This window comes from Haloactinopolyspora sp., from assembly GCF_027324685.1.
Lineage (GTDB): Bacteria > Actinomycetota > Actinomycetes > Jiangellales > Jiangellaceae > Haloactinopolyspora.
The window spans coordinates 1-13,628 of record NZ_DAHVSH010000196.1; the positions used below are offsets into that span (position 1 = coordinate 1).

14 protein-coding genes are annotated in these 13,628 nt (G+C 68.7%); 7 read left to right on the forward strand and 7 right to left on the reverse strand.

Going from position 1 to position 13,628, the window contains the following annotated elements; all coding sequences use genetic code 11:
* Window positions 1–18: 18 nt before the first annotated feature.
* Window positions 19–573 carry a peptide-methionine (S)-S-oxide reductase MsrA gene (gene msrA / locus M6444_RS21015; protein ID WP_298331934.1) on the reverse strand — a complete coding sequence of 185 codons (555 nt, stop codon included), beginning with the start codon at window positions 571–573 and terminating at the stop codon, window positions 19–21.
* Between the two features lie 158 nt (window positions 574–731).
* On the opposite strand from msrA, the gene M6444_RS21020 reads away from it, so the two are divergent.
* A complete protein-coding gene (locus M6444_RS21020) occupies window positions 732–1,778 on the forward strand; it encodes an alcohol dehydrogenase family protein (protein WP_298331936.1) in 1,047 nt (348 codons plus the stop codon).
* Window positions 1,775–2,614 carry an alpha/beta hydrolase gene (locus tag M6444_RS21025; protein ID WP_298331940.1) on the forward strand — a complete coding sequence of 280 codons (840 nt, stop codon included), beginning with the start codon at window positions 1,775–1,777 and terminating at the stop codon, window positions 2,612–2,614. Before M6444_RS21020 ends, M6444_RS21025 begins: the two co-directional genes overlap by 4 nt.
* Before the next feature lie 17 nt (window positions 2,615–2,631).
* Here M6444_RS21025 and M6444_RS21030 read toward each other — a convergent pair whose 3' ends face one another.
* On the reverse strand, window positions 2,632–3,051 hold the full coding sequence (locus M6444_RS21030; protein ID WP_298331941.1) for a VOC family protein: 420 nt from the start codon (window positions 3,049–3,051) through the stop codon (window positions 2,632–2,634).
* 88 nt (window positions 3,052–3,139) lie between these two features.
* Between M6444_RS21030 and M6444_RS21035 the strand changes: the two genes are divergently transcribed.
* Window positions 3,140–4,162 carry a mechanosensitive ion channel family protein gene (locus M6444_RS21035; RefSeq protein WP_298331944.1) on the forward strand — a complete coding sequence of 341 codons (1,023 nt, stop codon included), beginning with the start codon at window positions 3,140–3,142 and terminating at the stop codon, window positions 4,160–4,162.
* A 26-nt stretch (window positions 4,163–4,188) separates the two neighbouring features.
* Here M6444_RS21035 and M6444_RS21040 read toward each other — a convergent pair whose 3' ends face one another.
* The 4 genes from M6444_RS21040 to M6444_RS21055 are packed head-to-tail and all read right to left on the reverse strand — an operon-like array spanning window position 4,189 to window position 7,788.
* Window positions 4,189–4,611, reverse strand: a complete 423-nt coding sequence (locus M6444_RS21040; RefSeq protein ID WP_298331947.1) for a nitroreductase/quinone reductase family protein — start codon at window positions 4,609–4,611, stop codon at window positions 4,189–4,191.
* A 12-nt stretch (window positions 4,612–4,623) separates the two neighbouring features.
* The gene (locus M6444_RS21045) at window positions 4,624–5,856 is read right to left on the reverse strand and encodes an FAD-dependent oxidoreductase (protein ID WP_298331950.1); all 1,233 of its coding nucleotides are present in this window, start codon (window positions 5,854–5,856) and stop codon (window positions 4,624–4,626) included.
* 34 nt (window positions 5,857–5,890) lie between these two features.
* Window positions 5,891–6,535 carry a response regulator transcription factor gene (locus tag M6444_RS21050; protein WP_298331954.1) on the reverse strand — a complete coding sequence of 215 codons (645 nt, stop codon included), beginning with the start codon at window positions 6,533–6,535 and terminating at the stop codon, window positions 5,891–5,893.
* Entirely contained in the window at window positions 6,523–7,788 is a 1,266-nt protein-coding gene (locus M6444_RS21055; protein ID WP_298331956.1) for a sensor histidine kinase, read from the reverse strand. The genes M6444_RS21050 and M6444_RS21055 overlap by 13 nt, the downstream gene beginning before the upstream one ends.
* 85 nt (window positions 7,789–7,873) lie before the next feature.
* On the opposite strand from M6444_RS21055, the gene M6444_RS21060 reads away from it, so the two are divergent.
* From M6444_RS21060 to M6444_RS21075, 4 genes are read left to right on the forward strand one after another with little or no spacing between them, the layout of a single operon-like run.
* Window positions 7,874–8,650 (forward strand): ABC transporter ATP-binding protein, encoded by a 777-nt coding sequence (locus M6444_RS21060; protein ID WP_298331959.1) that lies wholly within the window; start codon window positions 7,874–7,876, stop codon window positions 8,648–8,650.
* Between the two features lie 2 nt (window positions 8,651–8,652).
* Entirely contained in the window at window positions 8,653–11,166 is a 2,514-nt protein-coding gene (locus M6444_RS21065; RefSeq protein ID WP_298331961.1) for an FtsX-like permease family protein, read from the forward strand.
* A 49-nt stretch (window positions 11,167–11,215) separates the two neighbouring features.
* Complete coding sequence (locus M6444_RS21070) at window positions 11,216–12,052, forward strand: isocitrate lyase/phosphoenolpyruvate mutase family protein (RefSeq protein ID WP_298331964.1); 837 nt, start codon at window positions 11,216–11,218, stop codon at window positions 12,050–12,052.
* Window positions 12,053–12,068: 16 nt separating this feature from the next.
* Window positions 12,069–12,761, forward strand: a complete 693-nt coding sequence (locus M6444_RS21075) for a helix-turn-helix transcriptional regulator (protein ID WP_298331969.1) — start codon at window positions 12,069–12,071, stop codon at window positions 12,759–12,761.
* Window positions 12,762–12,770: 9 nt separating this feature from the next.
* Here M6444_RS21075 and M6444_RS21080 read toward each other — a convergent pair whose 3' ends face one another.
* Window positions 12,771–13,169 (reverse strand): VOC family protein, encoded by a 399-nt coding sequence (locus tag M6444_RS21080; protein WP_298331971.1) that lies wholly within the window; start codon window positions 13,167–13,169, stop codon window positions 12,771–12,773.
* Window positions 13,170–13,628: the final 459 nt, after the last annotated feature.

The window sequence follows — 13,628 nt, forward strand, 5'->3', positions numbered from 1 at the left end:
GAGCGTCACCCGGCCCGGTCAGCTGGAGGTCGCGGTGCGCCTGGGGAGCACCCAGTCCGGCCGCGGGAAGTGGCAGGTGTAGCCGTTCGGGTACTTCAGGAGGTAGTCCTGGTGCTCGGGCTCGGCCTCCCAGAACGGGCCGGCAGGCTCGATGGTCGTCACGGCCTTGCCAGGCCACAGGCCCGACGCGTCCACGTCGGCGATCGTGTCGCGAGCGATCTGCTCCTGCTCCGGCGTGAGCGGGAAGATGGCCGAGCGGTAGCTGGTCCCGATGTCGTTGCCCTGACGGTTCAGCGTCGTCGGGTCGTGGATCTGGAAGAAGAACGCCAGGATGTCGCGGTAGGTCGTCTTCGTGGGATCGAAGACGATCTCCACCGCCTCGGCGTGGCCGGGATGGTTGCGGTACGTCGCATGGTCGTTCTGACCACCGGTGTAACCGACCCGGGTCTGCAGCACGCCGGGCTGGCGGCGGATGAGGTCCTCCATGCCCCAGAAGCACCCTCCAGCCAGGACGGCCGTCTCGGTGCCCTCGATGCGCGTGATCTGGCCGGTGTCGTTGATTCCACTGGTCATGTTGCTTCTCCTCCGTGCTGGTGGTGCTGGCGGTGTCGCCACTGTCAACAACACACCCCGGCTCGGTTTTGGTCCCACCGTAGCGCCGTTGACACGTGCGGCCCGCCGTGGTGCACTGGAGTAACCATACCGGTCGGTATACATCGAAGGGACACATCATGCGCGCCGTACTGCTCACCGGCTTCGGAGGCCCGGACCAGCTGGAGTACCGAGAGGACGTGCCCGAACCGACACCCGCCGCGGGCCAGGTCCGGGTCCGGGTGGGCGCGACCGCGCTCAACAACACCGACATCTGGACACGCGAAGGCGCCTACGGCTCGCCGGACGACCCGTCGGCGAGCGCGGGCTGGCGACGAGAGCCCATGACGTTCCCGCGTATCCAGGGTGCGGACGTCGTGGGTCGGATCGACCAGGTCGGCCCCGGCGTGGACGAGGCGCGCCTCGGTGAGCGCGTGATGGTGGATCCGATGATCTACACCGGTGGTGAGCGTGAGCTCGTCACCACCGAGTACCTCGGCAGCGAGTGGGACGGCGGATTCGCCGAACTCGTCGTGGTGCCGGCGGCCAATGCGCACGCCGTCCAGAGCTCACTCAGCGACGCCGAACTCGCGACCTTCCCGACGGCCTACACGACCGCCATGCGGATGCTCAACCGCGCGAACGTCAGCGCTGGTGAAACCGTCATCGTGACCGGCGCCGGCGGCGGAGTCGGATCCGCCCTGGTCCAGCTAGCCACGTTGCGCGGCGCCCGCGTCGTCGCCGTCACGACGCCGGCCAAGCGCGAACGGGTGCTGAAGCTCGGCGCCGATGCCGCCGTGGACCGCGACGCGGTGAACCTGGCCGCCGAGCTGCGGCGAGTCGCGGGCGAGGCTGACGTGGTGGCCGACGTCGTCGCGGGCCCGAGTTTCTCGGCCCTGTTGCGCTCGCTGGGGCCGCTGGGGCGCTACGTGGTCGCCGGCGCCATCGCGGGCCCCCTGGTCGAAACTGACCTGCGCACCGTATACCTGCAACAACTGACCCTGGTCGGCTCGTCCTTCGGCACGCACGACGACTTCGCCCAGCTGTTGCAGCACATCAACCGTGGTGAGCTGACGGCGCCCCTCGCCGAGACGTACCCGTTGCACGAACTGACCGCGGCCCAGGCGGCGTTCACGGCCAAGGACTTCGTCGGCAAGCTCGTCGTCACCCCGGAGCCGGCGCCATGATCCTGAACCGCAACGCGATCGTCGACGACGTCCGGCTGGCCTACCGATACACGCCTGGATCGACCGGCGAGACCCTGGTGCTGGTGCATGGCACGCCCTCGCACTCCTACATCTGGCGCAACGTCGTTCCGGCCCTCGAAGGACAGGGACACGGCGTCCTGGCCTATGACCTGCTCGGTTTCGGCGCGTCCGAACGCCCGACGGACCGGGACACATCGGTGACGGCCCAAGCCCACCTGCTGGAACAGCTGCTGTCGTTCCTCGACATCGCGCGGCCGACGGTGGTCGGTCACGACATCGGCGGCGCCGTCGCCCAGATCGTCGCGACTCGCCGGCCTGCCTTGGTCCGCCGGCTGATGCTCGTCGACACGGTGAGCTACGACTCGTGGCCGTCGTCGACCTGGCGCGCGATCATCCGCGATCATCTCGACGACTACCTGGCCATGGCGCCCGACGAGTTCGAAGCGATGCTCACCCGGCAGTTGACGATGACCGTCGCGGACCCTGCCCACTTGACCGGCTCCACCCTCGAGGCCTACCTCGCCCCGCACCGCACGCCGCTGGGCCGCGCCTCGTTCTTCGAGCACCAGGTACGCCACTACGACTCACGACCGACCCAGCAGCTCGCGCCGCTGTTGCGCGATCTCACGATGCCGACCCGCATCGTCTGGGGTGAGCAGGACCGCTGGCAGCCCGTCAGGTACGCCGAACGGCTGGCGAGCGACATCCCGGACGCACACCTCGTCGTCATCGCCGGCGGCGGGCACTTCCTGATGGAAGACCACCCTGACCGGGTCACCCAGGAGATCCTGGACCTCCTACGCATCGACCGCTGAGCTGGCGGACCCGGCGATCACCCTTGGCCGGGGCCGTCGTATCGCAGGCCTTGACCGGCGAGCTCGGCCGCGGTGAGGACGCGAAGGACGCAGAACTCATTGCCTTCGGGGTCCGCGAGCACCGTGAAGCTCTCGTTGCCGGTCTGGCCGACGTCGGCGTGGGTGGCCCCCAACTCGAGCAGCCTCGCGATCTCGGCCTCCTGGTCGTCCGGCCGCAGGTCGACGTGCAGCCGGTTCTTCACCGTCTTGCGTTCCGGCACGCGCAGAAAAACCAAGTCCGGAGCGACTCCATCCTCGGGGCTACCCGCCGGCGGTTCGAGGACGACCTCGTCCGCACTGTCGAGAGTTCGCCGCCACCCCAGGGCTTGAGCCCAGAAGGTCGCGATGCGTTGCGGGTCACTGCTGTCGACACAAATGCACTGCATACGAATGGCCATCCCTCATTCTCCGCCCCCGGGTCGGCGATCCGGCGGTCTTCTTGATCGCGAGTTCAGGTCGGTCAGCGGGTAAACCTGGGTGGTGCGCATGTCTCGAGCGCGCCTGATCGAGGAGACGAAGGGAGACTTCGTGGCCATGCCACCCATCCTGTCGGCGGCCCATGCCGTCGACGCGTTGTCCGACATGACTGTCCAGGCCAACGCCGTGACGGACTGGTTGAACGAAAGATCTGCTGCGATGATCACCGGCGCCATCAACATCGTGATCATCATCGTGGTCGCGATCGCGGTGCGCGCGCTGCTCGGCCGAGCCATCGACCAGCTGGTCAAACGGACGGTCAGCTCGCAGCAGCGAGTGTCTCGGGCCAAGGTCGCCGGACGGATCATCCGCTCGGCGAACGCCTCGCGGGCCGAGCGCCAGAAGCAACGCGCGGACACCATCTCGTCGGTGCTCAAGAGCGTGTCGACATTCGTGGTGTTCGGGGTGGCGTTCGTGACCATCCTCGGTCAGTTCGGCATCGCGCTCGGCCCCATCCTGGCCAGCGCGGGTGTCCTCGGCCTGGCGGTGGCCTTCGGTGCGCAGAGCCTGGTCCAGGACTTCATGGCCGGCATGTTCATGATGTCCGAGGACCAGTACGGCATCGGTGACGTCGTCGACGTGGGCGACGCCGTAGGCACGGTCGAGGCCGTGGGCCTGCGGGTGACGAAGATCCGCGACCTCAACGGCGGGCTCTGGTACGTGCGCAACGGCGAGATCATGCGGGTCTGCAACATGAACCAGGACTGGGCCAACGCCGTCGTCGAACTTCCGCTGGCCTACGACGTCGACCTCGAGGAGGCGACCCAGGTCATCCAGGCCAGCATCGACGAGTTCGCCGACGACCCCGAATACTCCGACCAGATCCTCGAACGTCCCGACGTCAGTGGTGTCGTCGCCATCGGGAACGGCGCGGTGACCGTACGAGTCATGGTCACCACCAGGCCGGGATCGCAATGGGCCATCGGCCGAGCCCTGCGGCTGTACCTCAAGCGCGGACTCGACCGCCACGGCATCAAGGTCGCCTATCCGGTGCTTCCCGTTCAAGGCGCGGGCGCTGCCCAGCAAGGCTGACCTCGCGGCGGCCGCCAGGCGAGACTTCAGCGCCACGGTTCGAGGAAGACCACCGGGATGACCCGGTCGGTGTTGGATTCGTAGAGGCTGTAGCCCTTGTACGTGGCCAGGACTCGGGGCCACCAATCGGCCCGTTCAGCCGCGGTGGCGGTACGGGCGCGCACCGGCCACCGGCGCCGACCGACCTGCACCACGGCCTGCGGATGAGCGCGGAGGTTCGTGTACCACTGCGGATGCTTCGGCCGGCCACCCCACGAAGCGATGACGACCATCGTGTCGCCGTCTCGTAGATGAAGCAGGGGCACCGTGTGCCGCCGGCCTGTACGCGAGCCGGTGGTGGTGAGCAGCAGCATGTCGTTGCGGACGAGCCTGCGCCCCAGCAGCCCACCGGTCATGCGGTACAGCGCGATGTGCAACCGCGACAGGCGGCGCGCGGTGACGTCACGCATCGATCGCTGCCGTCAGCTCGGGACCACCTGATCCAGCGGCACGTCGACGTCGGCCAGCCGGCCGGTGTCCACCGGTCGCCCGGAGCGGATCAGCGCCTTGATCGGCTCACCGACGTCCCAGACGTTGACGTTCATCCCGGCGAGGACACGTCCGCCCGCGAGCCAGAACGCGATGAATTCACGAGCGGCTCGATCACCCCGGAACACGACCTGGTCGTAGCCACCGGATTCGACGTAGCCGTGGTACTCCATCCCGAGGTCGTACTGGTCGGTGTAGAAGTACGGCAGTTCGTCGTAGCGCGCCTCGCCGCCCAGCATGGACGTCGCGGCGACCGCAGGCTGGTTCAACGCGTTCGCCCAGTGCTCCACCCTGATGCGCTGGCCCAGCAGCGGATGCTCGGCCCGGGCGATGTCGCCGGCCACGACGATGTCGGGGTCACTGGTGCGCAAGGCGGCGTCAGCGAGCACGCCGTTGTCGACGTCCAGGCCCGCTTCCTCGGCCAGGCTCACGTTCGGGACCGCGCCGATGCCGACGACGACGGCTTCGGCGTCGATCTCCGTCCCGTCGGTCAACCGGGCCCCGGTCGCAATATCGCCGGCCGTGGTGATGCGCTCGACGCCGACGTCGGTACGCAGCTTGACGCCGTGCTCGGTGTGCAGATCGGCGAAGACCTGCGCCACCTCGGGGCCGAGCACGCCGAGGAGCGGGAGTTTCGCCGTCTCGACGATCGTGACGTCGACACCGGCGTTTCGTGCCGCCGCCGCCACTTCCAGCCCGATCCAGCCGCCTCCGATCACCAGCAGGTGCGCCGTCGTGGCGATCATGTCCTTGATGCGCTGGGAATCTTCGATGCGACGCAGATAGTGCACGCCCTGGGCGTCTCCCCCAGGCAACGGGAGCCGCCGCGGACTCGATCCGGTCGCGAGCAGTAGCTTCGCGTAGCCGATGCGGTCGCCGGTCGTCGTCTCCACCTGATGCGCGTCACGATCGATCCGCGTCACCGACGTGCCGAGCCGCAGGTCGACGTCATGCTCGCCGTACCACGCCTCGTCGTGCACGTAGACGGTGTCGAGCTCGGCTGCGCCGGTGAGGTACTCCTTGGACAGCGGCGGTCGCTCGTACGGACGATGATGTTCATCGCCGACCAGGGTGATCGGTCCCTCGAATCCCTGCTCGCGCAGCGCCTCAGCTGCCTTGGCCCCGGCCAAGCCGGCGCCGACGATGACGAAGTGGGGATCAGTCATGGTGCACGCTCCCTCGAGTCCACGGTCGCCATCGTCACGATCGTAGATGGGCCAGGACCGCCATGACCCGGCGATGACCGCTGTCGCTTGGTTCCAAGCCAAGTTTGGCGAAGATGTTGCGGATGTGCTTGCTCACAGCCGTCTCGGTGACGACCAGCTTCTCCGCGATGGCCATGTTGCCGTGGCCTTCGGCCATCAGGGCGAGCACCTCACCCTCACGCGGTGTCAACGTACGCAGCGGATCGTCGGCGCGACGTCGCACCATCAACTGCGAGACGACCTCCGGATCCAACACGGTCGCGCCGTCGGCGACCCGGCGCAAGGCCTCGAGAAACTTCTCCACTCGCCCGACCCGCTCCTTCAGGAGGTACCCCACGGAGTCGGCGCCGTCGGCCAGGAGCTCTGCAGCGTAGCTGTCCTCGACGTAGGCCGACAGCACGAGGACCGGCAGTCCTGGTATCCGCCGACGCGCCTCGGCAGCCGCACGCAGTCCTTCGTCGGAGTACGACGGGGGCAGCCTGACGTCGACGACAGCGGCATCGGGCCGGGCATGGGTCACTGCGGCCAGGAAGTCCTCGGCGTTGTCGACCGCAGCCTCGACGTCGATGCCCTCGTTGCTCAGCAGGAGGACGAGCCCTTCGCGCAGCAGGGCGTCGTCCTCAGCGATCACGACCCGCACGGAAGCTCCACCCGCAGCACCGTCGGCCCGCCGTCCGGGCTGGTCAATTCGGTTCGCCCGTCGAACGCGTCCACCCGGCGGCGGATGCCGCGCAGTCCGCTACCGCCCGTCTCCGACGCGCCACCCACGCCGTCGTCGCTCACCTCGATCATCAGCATCTCCTCCTGCGAGCCCGCCGAGCGCCGCATCGACATCCGCACCTCCGCCTGCTCCGCCCCGCTGTGCTTCGCGACGTTCGTCAGCGCCTCGGCGACGACGAAGTAGGCCGCCGATTCGACCGCCGCCGGCACCCGCGGTACCGCCTCGGCGATCAGCGTGCACGGCACCGAGCAGTGCGCGACCAGACCCGCGACCGCGCCGTCAAGTCCACGTTCGCTCAGCACCGGCGGGTAGATACTACGGACGACTTCACGCAGTTCACCCAGCGCATCGTCGGCGGCGTCCTGCGCCCGCAGGATCAGCGGTAGTGCCGATTCCGGGTCGCGGCGCAAGGCCCGCTCGATGATGCCCAGATGCATCACGACGCCGACGAGGCGATTCTGTGTACCGTCGTGCAGATCACGCTCGATTCGCCGCAGCTCCGCCCCGTGCGCCTCGAGTGCGGCGGCGCGGCTTGCGGCCAGCTCGCTGACCCGTTTGGTCAGCTGGGCGGCCTGAGTCGGCGCCAACCACGCGCGCGCCCACGACACCTGCCACTTCGCCAGCCGCGGCACCAGCCACAACGCAAGCGCGGCATAGGCCACGGCGATCAGCGGCATCGTCAGCGCCAGAGCCCACGAGGTCACCGGGTACGGCGAGGTTACCGGGTCGTCGACGGGGAACGCCCACCAGTAACTCGGGACGAGCAGGGCGTTCAGCGCGCTCAGCGGTAGCGCGACCGACAGCAGGCCCAGAACGGTACCGCTGAGCCCGTGCACGACGAGCCACCCGAGATCGCGCCGGGTCGATGGGTCGAGCAAGGCAATACGCACCTGGTCCAGCAGCGAGCCTTCCGTGGAGGGGTACAACTCGGGAAGCGCGGTTCCGGTGAACGCACCCACACGTCGCCGGTCCAGCCCCGCGGTCCACCGCAGGCCCCGAATCGCTGTCGGCAACACGAACCAGCCGACCCCGATCAATAACAGCGGCACCACCAGGAGGACACCGATGAGCATCGCCAGTGACATCAACCCGGTGACCGCGCCGGTGAGCATGAACGGCAGCGCGCGGCGCACCTCGCTCGCCGGCTCACGCAAACGAAGGGTCCGGGCCACAGCTTGACGGTACAGCCAGCTGTACCCCGAAGTGGGTCGTCAGCTGGATCGTCCCGGAGCTGCGGCAGCCGTAGCGTCGACAACCGTGAAGATCAGTGAGAAATCCGCAGCTCATCAGGGTCGGCTCAGTTCATCGGCTCCGGCGATCGCCCTGGATTCGGTCACCAAGGTGTACGGGACCGAGCCGAACACCGTCACCGCCCTACGCAGCGTCGGCGTCGTGCTCGACCGGGGAAGCTTCACCGCGGTGATGGGACCGTCAGGCTCGGGCAAGAGCACGTTCCTGCACTGTGCCGCCGGACTCGACCGGCCCACCTCGGGTGTCGTGCGCATTGGTGACACCGACCTGTCCACGCTCAGCGAAACCGCCCTCACGCGATTCCGGCGCGAGCGCATCGGGTTCGTCTTCCAGGCCTACAACCTGCTGCCGTCGCTGACCGTCGAGCAGAACGTCACGTTGCCGCTGCGGCTGGCCGGACGTGGCGTGGACGGCGCCTGGCTGAAGCAGGTCATGACCGACGTCGGGCTCGGTGATCGGCTGGACGACCGCCCCAGCCAGTTCTCCGGTGGGCAGCAGCAGCGCGTGGCCATCGCCCGGGCGCTCATCACTCGCCCGGACGTGGTCTTCGCGGACGAGCCGACCGGGGCGCTCGACTCCAACAGCGGGCGCCAGGTGCTCGAGCTGCTACGCCGCATCGTCGACGGCACCAGTCAAACCACCCTGCTGGTCACGCACGACCCGGTGGCGGCTTCCTACGCCGACCAGGTGTTGTTCCTCGCCGACGGTCGGCTGGCCGACGCGCTCGACCGGCCGGCGCCGGAAGCGGTCGCCGCGCGGATGACGGCACTTGGGGAGTGGTGAACATGCGCGAGATCGCCTGGGCGTCGGTCAAGGACCGTAAAACCGCTTTCGCCGGCATTTTCGTCGCCGTGTTTCTGGCCTCGACACTGGTGACCGCGCTCGGTGTCTTGATGGAGTCGGGGCTGCGCGGCGGGCTGCCACCTGAACGGTACGCGGGCGCATCCGTCGTCGTCGGCGGCCCACAGGCCGTGCCGGTCGCCGAGGACGTCGACACCCCGCTGCGCGAACGGGCCCGGCTGCCAGTCGGTGTGATCGACGAGATCACCATGCTGCCCGGAGTCGACGCTGTCGCCGGTGACGTCACGGTCCCGGTCGGCATCGGCGGTGCCACAGCACAAGGACACGGCTGGCTCTCGGCGATGTTGACGCCGTTCGAGCTGCGCGAAGGGTCCGCACCGATGGGCGCACACGACGTTGTGCTGAGCGCCGAGATCGCCGCCGAGACCGGCCTGAAGGTCGGTGACCGGATTGACATCACGCACGGAACCGTGCCGGACACGTACACGGTCCGCGGCATCGCTGCTGCCGAAGGCGGCGCAACGTTCCGTCGCGACGGACTCTTCTTCACCGACGAGCGGGTGCGGGAACTGTCCGGGCACCCGGACCAGGTCGACACGGTCGGTGTGATCGCCGCTGCGGGGGTCGCCACCGACGAGCTCGCCGAACGCATCGAAGCCGCCCTCGCCGCCCACGACGTGCGTACCTACACCGGCGACAAGCGCGCGGACGTGGAATTCCTCGATGTCGGGCAGGCACGCGCCGAACTGATCGTGATGTCCGGCGCTTTCGCCGGCACCGCGGTATTGATCGCCATGTTCGTCGTGGCGAGCACGCTCGCGCTGGCGGTGCACCAGCGTCGTAGAGAGTTCGCCTTGATGCGAGCCGTGGGAGCCACACCGCGACAGGTCCGCCGGATGCTCGGCGCGGAACTCACGCTGGTGGCCGGGACCGCGGTACTGCTCGGCGCCGGTCCCGGGTTCGCGCTGGCTCACCTGCTCGGTTCGGCCTTCGCGGCGAGCGGGATGATCCCGGCGGATTTCCAGCTCGCCTTGAGCCCGTTGCCGGCTGTCGTCGCCATCGCGCTGTGCTTACTCACCGCACAGCTGGCCGGGTGGGTCGCCGCCCGCAAACCTGCCCGCATCAAGCCGGTCGAGGCGCTCAGCGAAGCAGCGGTCGAGTCCAAGGCGCTGCCGCGGGTGCGTGTCACGTTCGGGTGGGTGTTCGCCGCGTTCGGGTTGGTTGCCTCCGCTCTGCCACTCGTCCTTCCGGGCACCGCCGCAGTGGCCGGGGCCGCGGGGTCAGCGATGTTCTTCGTCATCAGCGTCGCTCTGCTCGGCCCCAGGCTCGTGCACTTGATGACAGGGCTGCTTGCCGCGCCGCTGCGCCGATGTGGCCGCGTGGCGGGGTACCTCGCCGCGGCCAACACGCTGGCGAGTTCGCGGCGCCTCGCCGGCGCCGTCACGCCGCTCATCCTCGCCATCACCATCGCCTCGGTCCAGATCTTCTCCCAGTCCACCGTCTCGGCAGCTGCCGCCCGGCAAAGCGCCGACGGCGTGGTCGCCGACTTCGTGATCTCGAGCGACAACGGAGGCCTCGGCGACAAGGCCATCGACGCCCTCGCCGCCGTCGACGGTGTCGACACGGCGACGCCGGTGATCCGCAGCGAGGTGGTCGTCAGGTACACGGAACTCGGCGAGCCGACGACGCAGCCGTACGCCGCTCAGGGCCTCACGCCGAACGAATTGGAGAACACCCTGGACCTGGAAATTCGCGAAGGCAGCATCGCGGGCCTCGATGACGACAGCGTCGCGCTCAGCCAGCTGGCTGCCGAAACGTTCGGCGTCGGCCTGGGCGAACAGGTCGACATGGTGCTGGGCGATGGCACGCAGCACCGACCGACGGTGGTCGCCATCTATGGTCGCGGCCTGGGCTTCGGGGACATCACGTTGCCGCACGACCTGCTCGAGGCGCACACGGCGACCGGCTTGAGCGACGTCGTCCTCCTACGCACCTCCTCGGGATCGGCCGAGCACGCACTCAGCGACTTGGCGCCGTCATTCCCGGGCCTCGTCGTCGCCGACGCCGGACAATGGGGCGCGGCCGGACAGGATCAACGAGACGCCGCGTCGTGGTCGAGCATCATCGCGCTCCTGGTGTTGCTCGTGTACCTGGGCGTCGCCGTGGTGAACACGCTGGTGATGGCCACGGCCGAACGTGAGCGAGAGTTCGCGCTTCTCCAGTTGATCGGCGCCAGCCGACGTCAGGTCAGGCGCATGATGCGGACGGAGTCGCTGGTCGTGATCTTCATCGCGGGAACGATCGGCACCATCATCGCGATCCCGCCGCTGGTGGGGATGAGCATCGGTACGACGGAGTCGCCGCTGCCGTCGGTGCCACCCGGTTTGTACCTGGGGATCATCGGCGTCACCGCTGCTCTTGGCCTGTTTTCGGTCGGTCTCCCGACCCGCGCATCGATGCGCAGGCGCCCGGTCGAGGCGATCGGCGTCGGCGCGTAAATGGCGGGGCAGCCGACTCTCTGGCGATGGCCGTGCTGTGATAGTCGCCATGACAACTCTGTCCGACAAGGCCGAGCGGTTCCGTTCGCTGCACCGTCGCGGCAGCCCGCTGGTGCTCCCCAACGTGTGGGACGCCCTCAGCGCACGTCTGGTCGAGTCGGCCGGCGCGCCGGCGGTAGCTACGACGAGCGCCGGTGTCGCCTGGAGCATGGGCACTGCGGACGGCGGCCACCTCGACCGCGACAGCGCGCTGGCGGTCGTCGCTCGCGTCGTCGAGGCAGTCGACGTTCCCGTCAGTGCTGACATCGAGAGCGGTTTCGGCGCCAGCCCCGATGACGTCGCCCAGACGATCGAAGGCGTACTCGAGGCCGGCGCCGTCGGCATCAACATCGAGGACGTCGACCCCGACGACCCGACAGCTCTGCGGTCGATCGACGACCAAGCCGAGCGCATCGCCGCGGCCCGCGACGTCGCGGACGAAGCCGGCACCGGCCTGTTCATCAACGCCCGGATCGACACGTTTCTCCGGGCGGTCGGCGACCCTGGCGACCGCCTGCCTGACACCTTCGAGCGCGCCGAGACGTACTACGACGCCGGCGCCGACGGGATCTTCGTGCCCGGTGTCCTCGACCTCGACATCGTCGCCGCACTCGCTGACGAGATCGATGCCCCGTTGAACATCCTGGCCGCACCCGGCGCTCCGAACGTCGCAACCCTGGGCAGCATCGGGGTCGCGCGGGTCAGCCTGGGCTCGCGTGTCGCTGCGGCCGCGTACACCGTCGTGCAACGCTGTGCTCAGGAGTTGTTCGGCGCCGGCACCTACGCCAGCGTGGAAGGTGCTTTGACCAGCGGCGACCTCAACGAACTGATGCTCGCACGGTCTTAGCTGCGATCCTGGGTTCATGTACCGCGAACGGGCCTCGTCGATCCGCCACACGGTGGCCTGGGTCGCCTCGGCCACGGCCGCGGCGGAAGATCACCGGATCCTGCCCGACGGCTGCATGGACCTGCTGTGGCACCGTGGCGAGCTCGTCGTGGCCGGGCCCGACACCGTCGCCCACGTAGCCACCTGGACGCCGAAGGCGGGCCACGCGGGGCTGCGGTTCGGCGCCGGAGTCGGCCCCCGGGTCATCGGCGTACCGGCGCACGCGGTGCGTGACCAGCGCATCCCGTTGTCCGATCTCTGGCCGGCGGACCACGTGCGTCGGTTCACCGAGCAAGTGGCCGCATCGAAGCGTCCGGTCGAGGCACTCGAGTCGATCGCCAGTGAGCGGCTCCGGGATTCCAGCCCGCCTGATCCCATCGGGTCGCTGCTGCTGGGTCGACTCGCGAGCGTCCGCCGCATCGGTGCGCTGGCCGAGGATGCCGGTCTCAGCGCCCGGCAGTTGTACCGCCGCAGCCTCGACGCGCTGGGATACGGACCCAAGACGTTCGCCCGCATCATGCGGATGAACCACGCGCTCGACCTGTGCCGGGCCGGTCGATCAGCGGCCGACGCGGCGTCCGTGGCCGGCTACGCCGACCAAGCCCACTTCGCGCGCGACGTGAAGGCGCTGACCGGCGTCACCCTGACGGCGCTCCTCACGTCACCCTGACGGCGCTGCTCAGGTAGCGGGCAAGGCCGCGAACAGATCGACGCCGTTGCCGTCCGGATCCAGAAGCGTGGCGTAGCGCTGCCCCCACGGGGCGTCCCAGGGGTCGAGGTGCCCGGTGTAGCCCGCGTCGACCATCCTGGCGAATTCCTGGTCGACCGCCCCCGGACTTTCGCACTCGACCGCCAGGCTCATCTGGCTACCGGTCGGACGTGTCCAGTCGGGATCGAACGACTTGACGGTCTCGACCGTGTCGAACATGAGCCGCAACCCGCCGGGCAAGGCCGCCTCAGCGTGCGGAGCGGTGTCGGACTCGGCGGGGATGTCCAGGCCGAGCGCGCGGTAGAACGCGAGCGCCCGAGCCATGTCGTCCACGACGAGGCCCACAGCTGCGAAACGTGGTGGTGTCATGCGGTTCACGCTAGCGCTGGGTGGCGTCGGTGGTCTTGAACGAATCGGACGCTTCTGGGAGTCGGCCGCGGATGACTGGTCGCGTCGGGTTTGTGATCGTTTTGTGATGGCTTGGCTGCAGCTTGTCGGTAGTGATTCGAACATGTGTCTGGTAGCGTGTGGGCATGTTCGACAGTTGGGATGATCAAGACGACGGGCCGGGTGGGTGTCTGCCTGGTGCGGAGGTTGTCCCGGCTGTTCCTGACTATTTGGCTGCGCGGGACGCGGCCTGGTGCCCGGATGATGATGCCGCGGTGGGCCTGCCCGACCACGAGGTCGACGGCGACGACTTGGGTGATGGGGTTGATCCGGGGGTGTGGCGGGACCTGGTCTCCGCGGTTGATGGTGGGTCGTGGCTGGTGGTGCCTGATGAGGGTGTGCCGGTGGTGATGGTCGCTGACGGGCGGGGTCGGCGGTATC

Bases quoted from the DNA above. Each gene is read 5' to 3' on its own strand.
- msrA (WP_298331934.1), bottom strand. From the start codon at position 573: ATGACCAGTGGAATCAACGACACCGGCCAGATCACGCGCATCGAGGGC.
- M6444_RS21020 (WP_298331936.1), top strand. From the start codon at position 732: ATGCGCGCCGTACTGCTCACCGGCTTCGGAGGCCCGGACCAGCTGGAG.
- M6444_RS21025 (WP_298331940.1), top strand. From the start codon at position 1,775: ATGATCCTGAACCGCAACGCGATCGTCGACGACGTCCGGCTGGCCTAC.
- M6444_RS21030 (WP_298331941.1), bottom strand. From the start codon at position 3,051: ATGGCCATTCGTATGCAGTGCATTTGTGTCGACAGCAGTGACCCGCAA.
- M6444_RS21035 (WP_298331944.1), top strand. From the start codon at position 3,140: ATGTCTCGAGCGCGCCTGATCGAGGAGACGAAGGGAGACTTCGTGGCC.
- M6444_RS21040 (WP_298331947.1), bottom strand. From the start codon at position 4,611: ATGCGTGACGTCACCGCGCGCCGCCTGTCGCGGTTGCACATCGCGCTG.
- M6444_RS21045 (WP_298331950.1), bottom strand. From the start codon at position 5,856: ATGACTGATCCCCACTTCGTCATCGTCGGCGCCGGCTTGGCCGGGGCC.
- M6444_RS21065 (WP_298331961.1), top strand. From the start codon at position 8,653: ATGCGCGAGATCGCCTGGGCGTCGGTCAAGGACCGTAAAACCGCTTTC.
- M6444_RS21070 (WP_298331964.1), top strand. From the start codon at position 11,216: ATGACAACTCTGTCCGACAAGGCCGAGCGGTTCCGTTCGCTGCACCGT.
- M6444_RS21075 (WP_298331969.1), top strand. From the start codon at position 12,069: ATGTACCGCGAACGGGCCTCGTCGATCCGCCACACGGTGGCCTGGGTC.
- M6444_RS21080 (WP_298331971.1), bottom strand. From the start codon at position 13,169: ATGACACCACCACGTTTCGCAGCTGTGGGCCTCGTCGTGGACGACATG.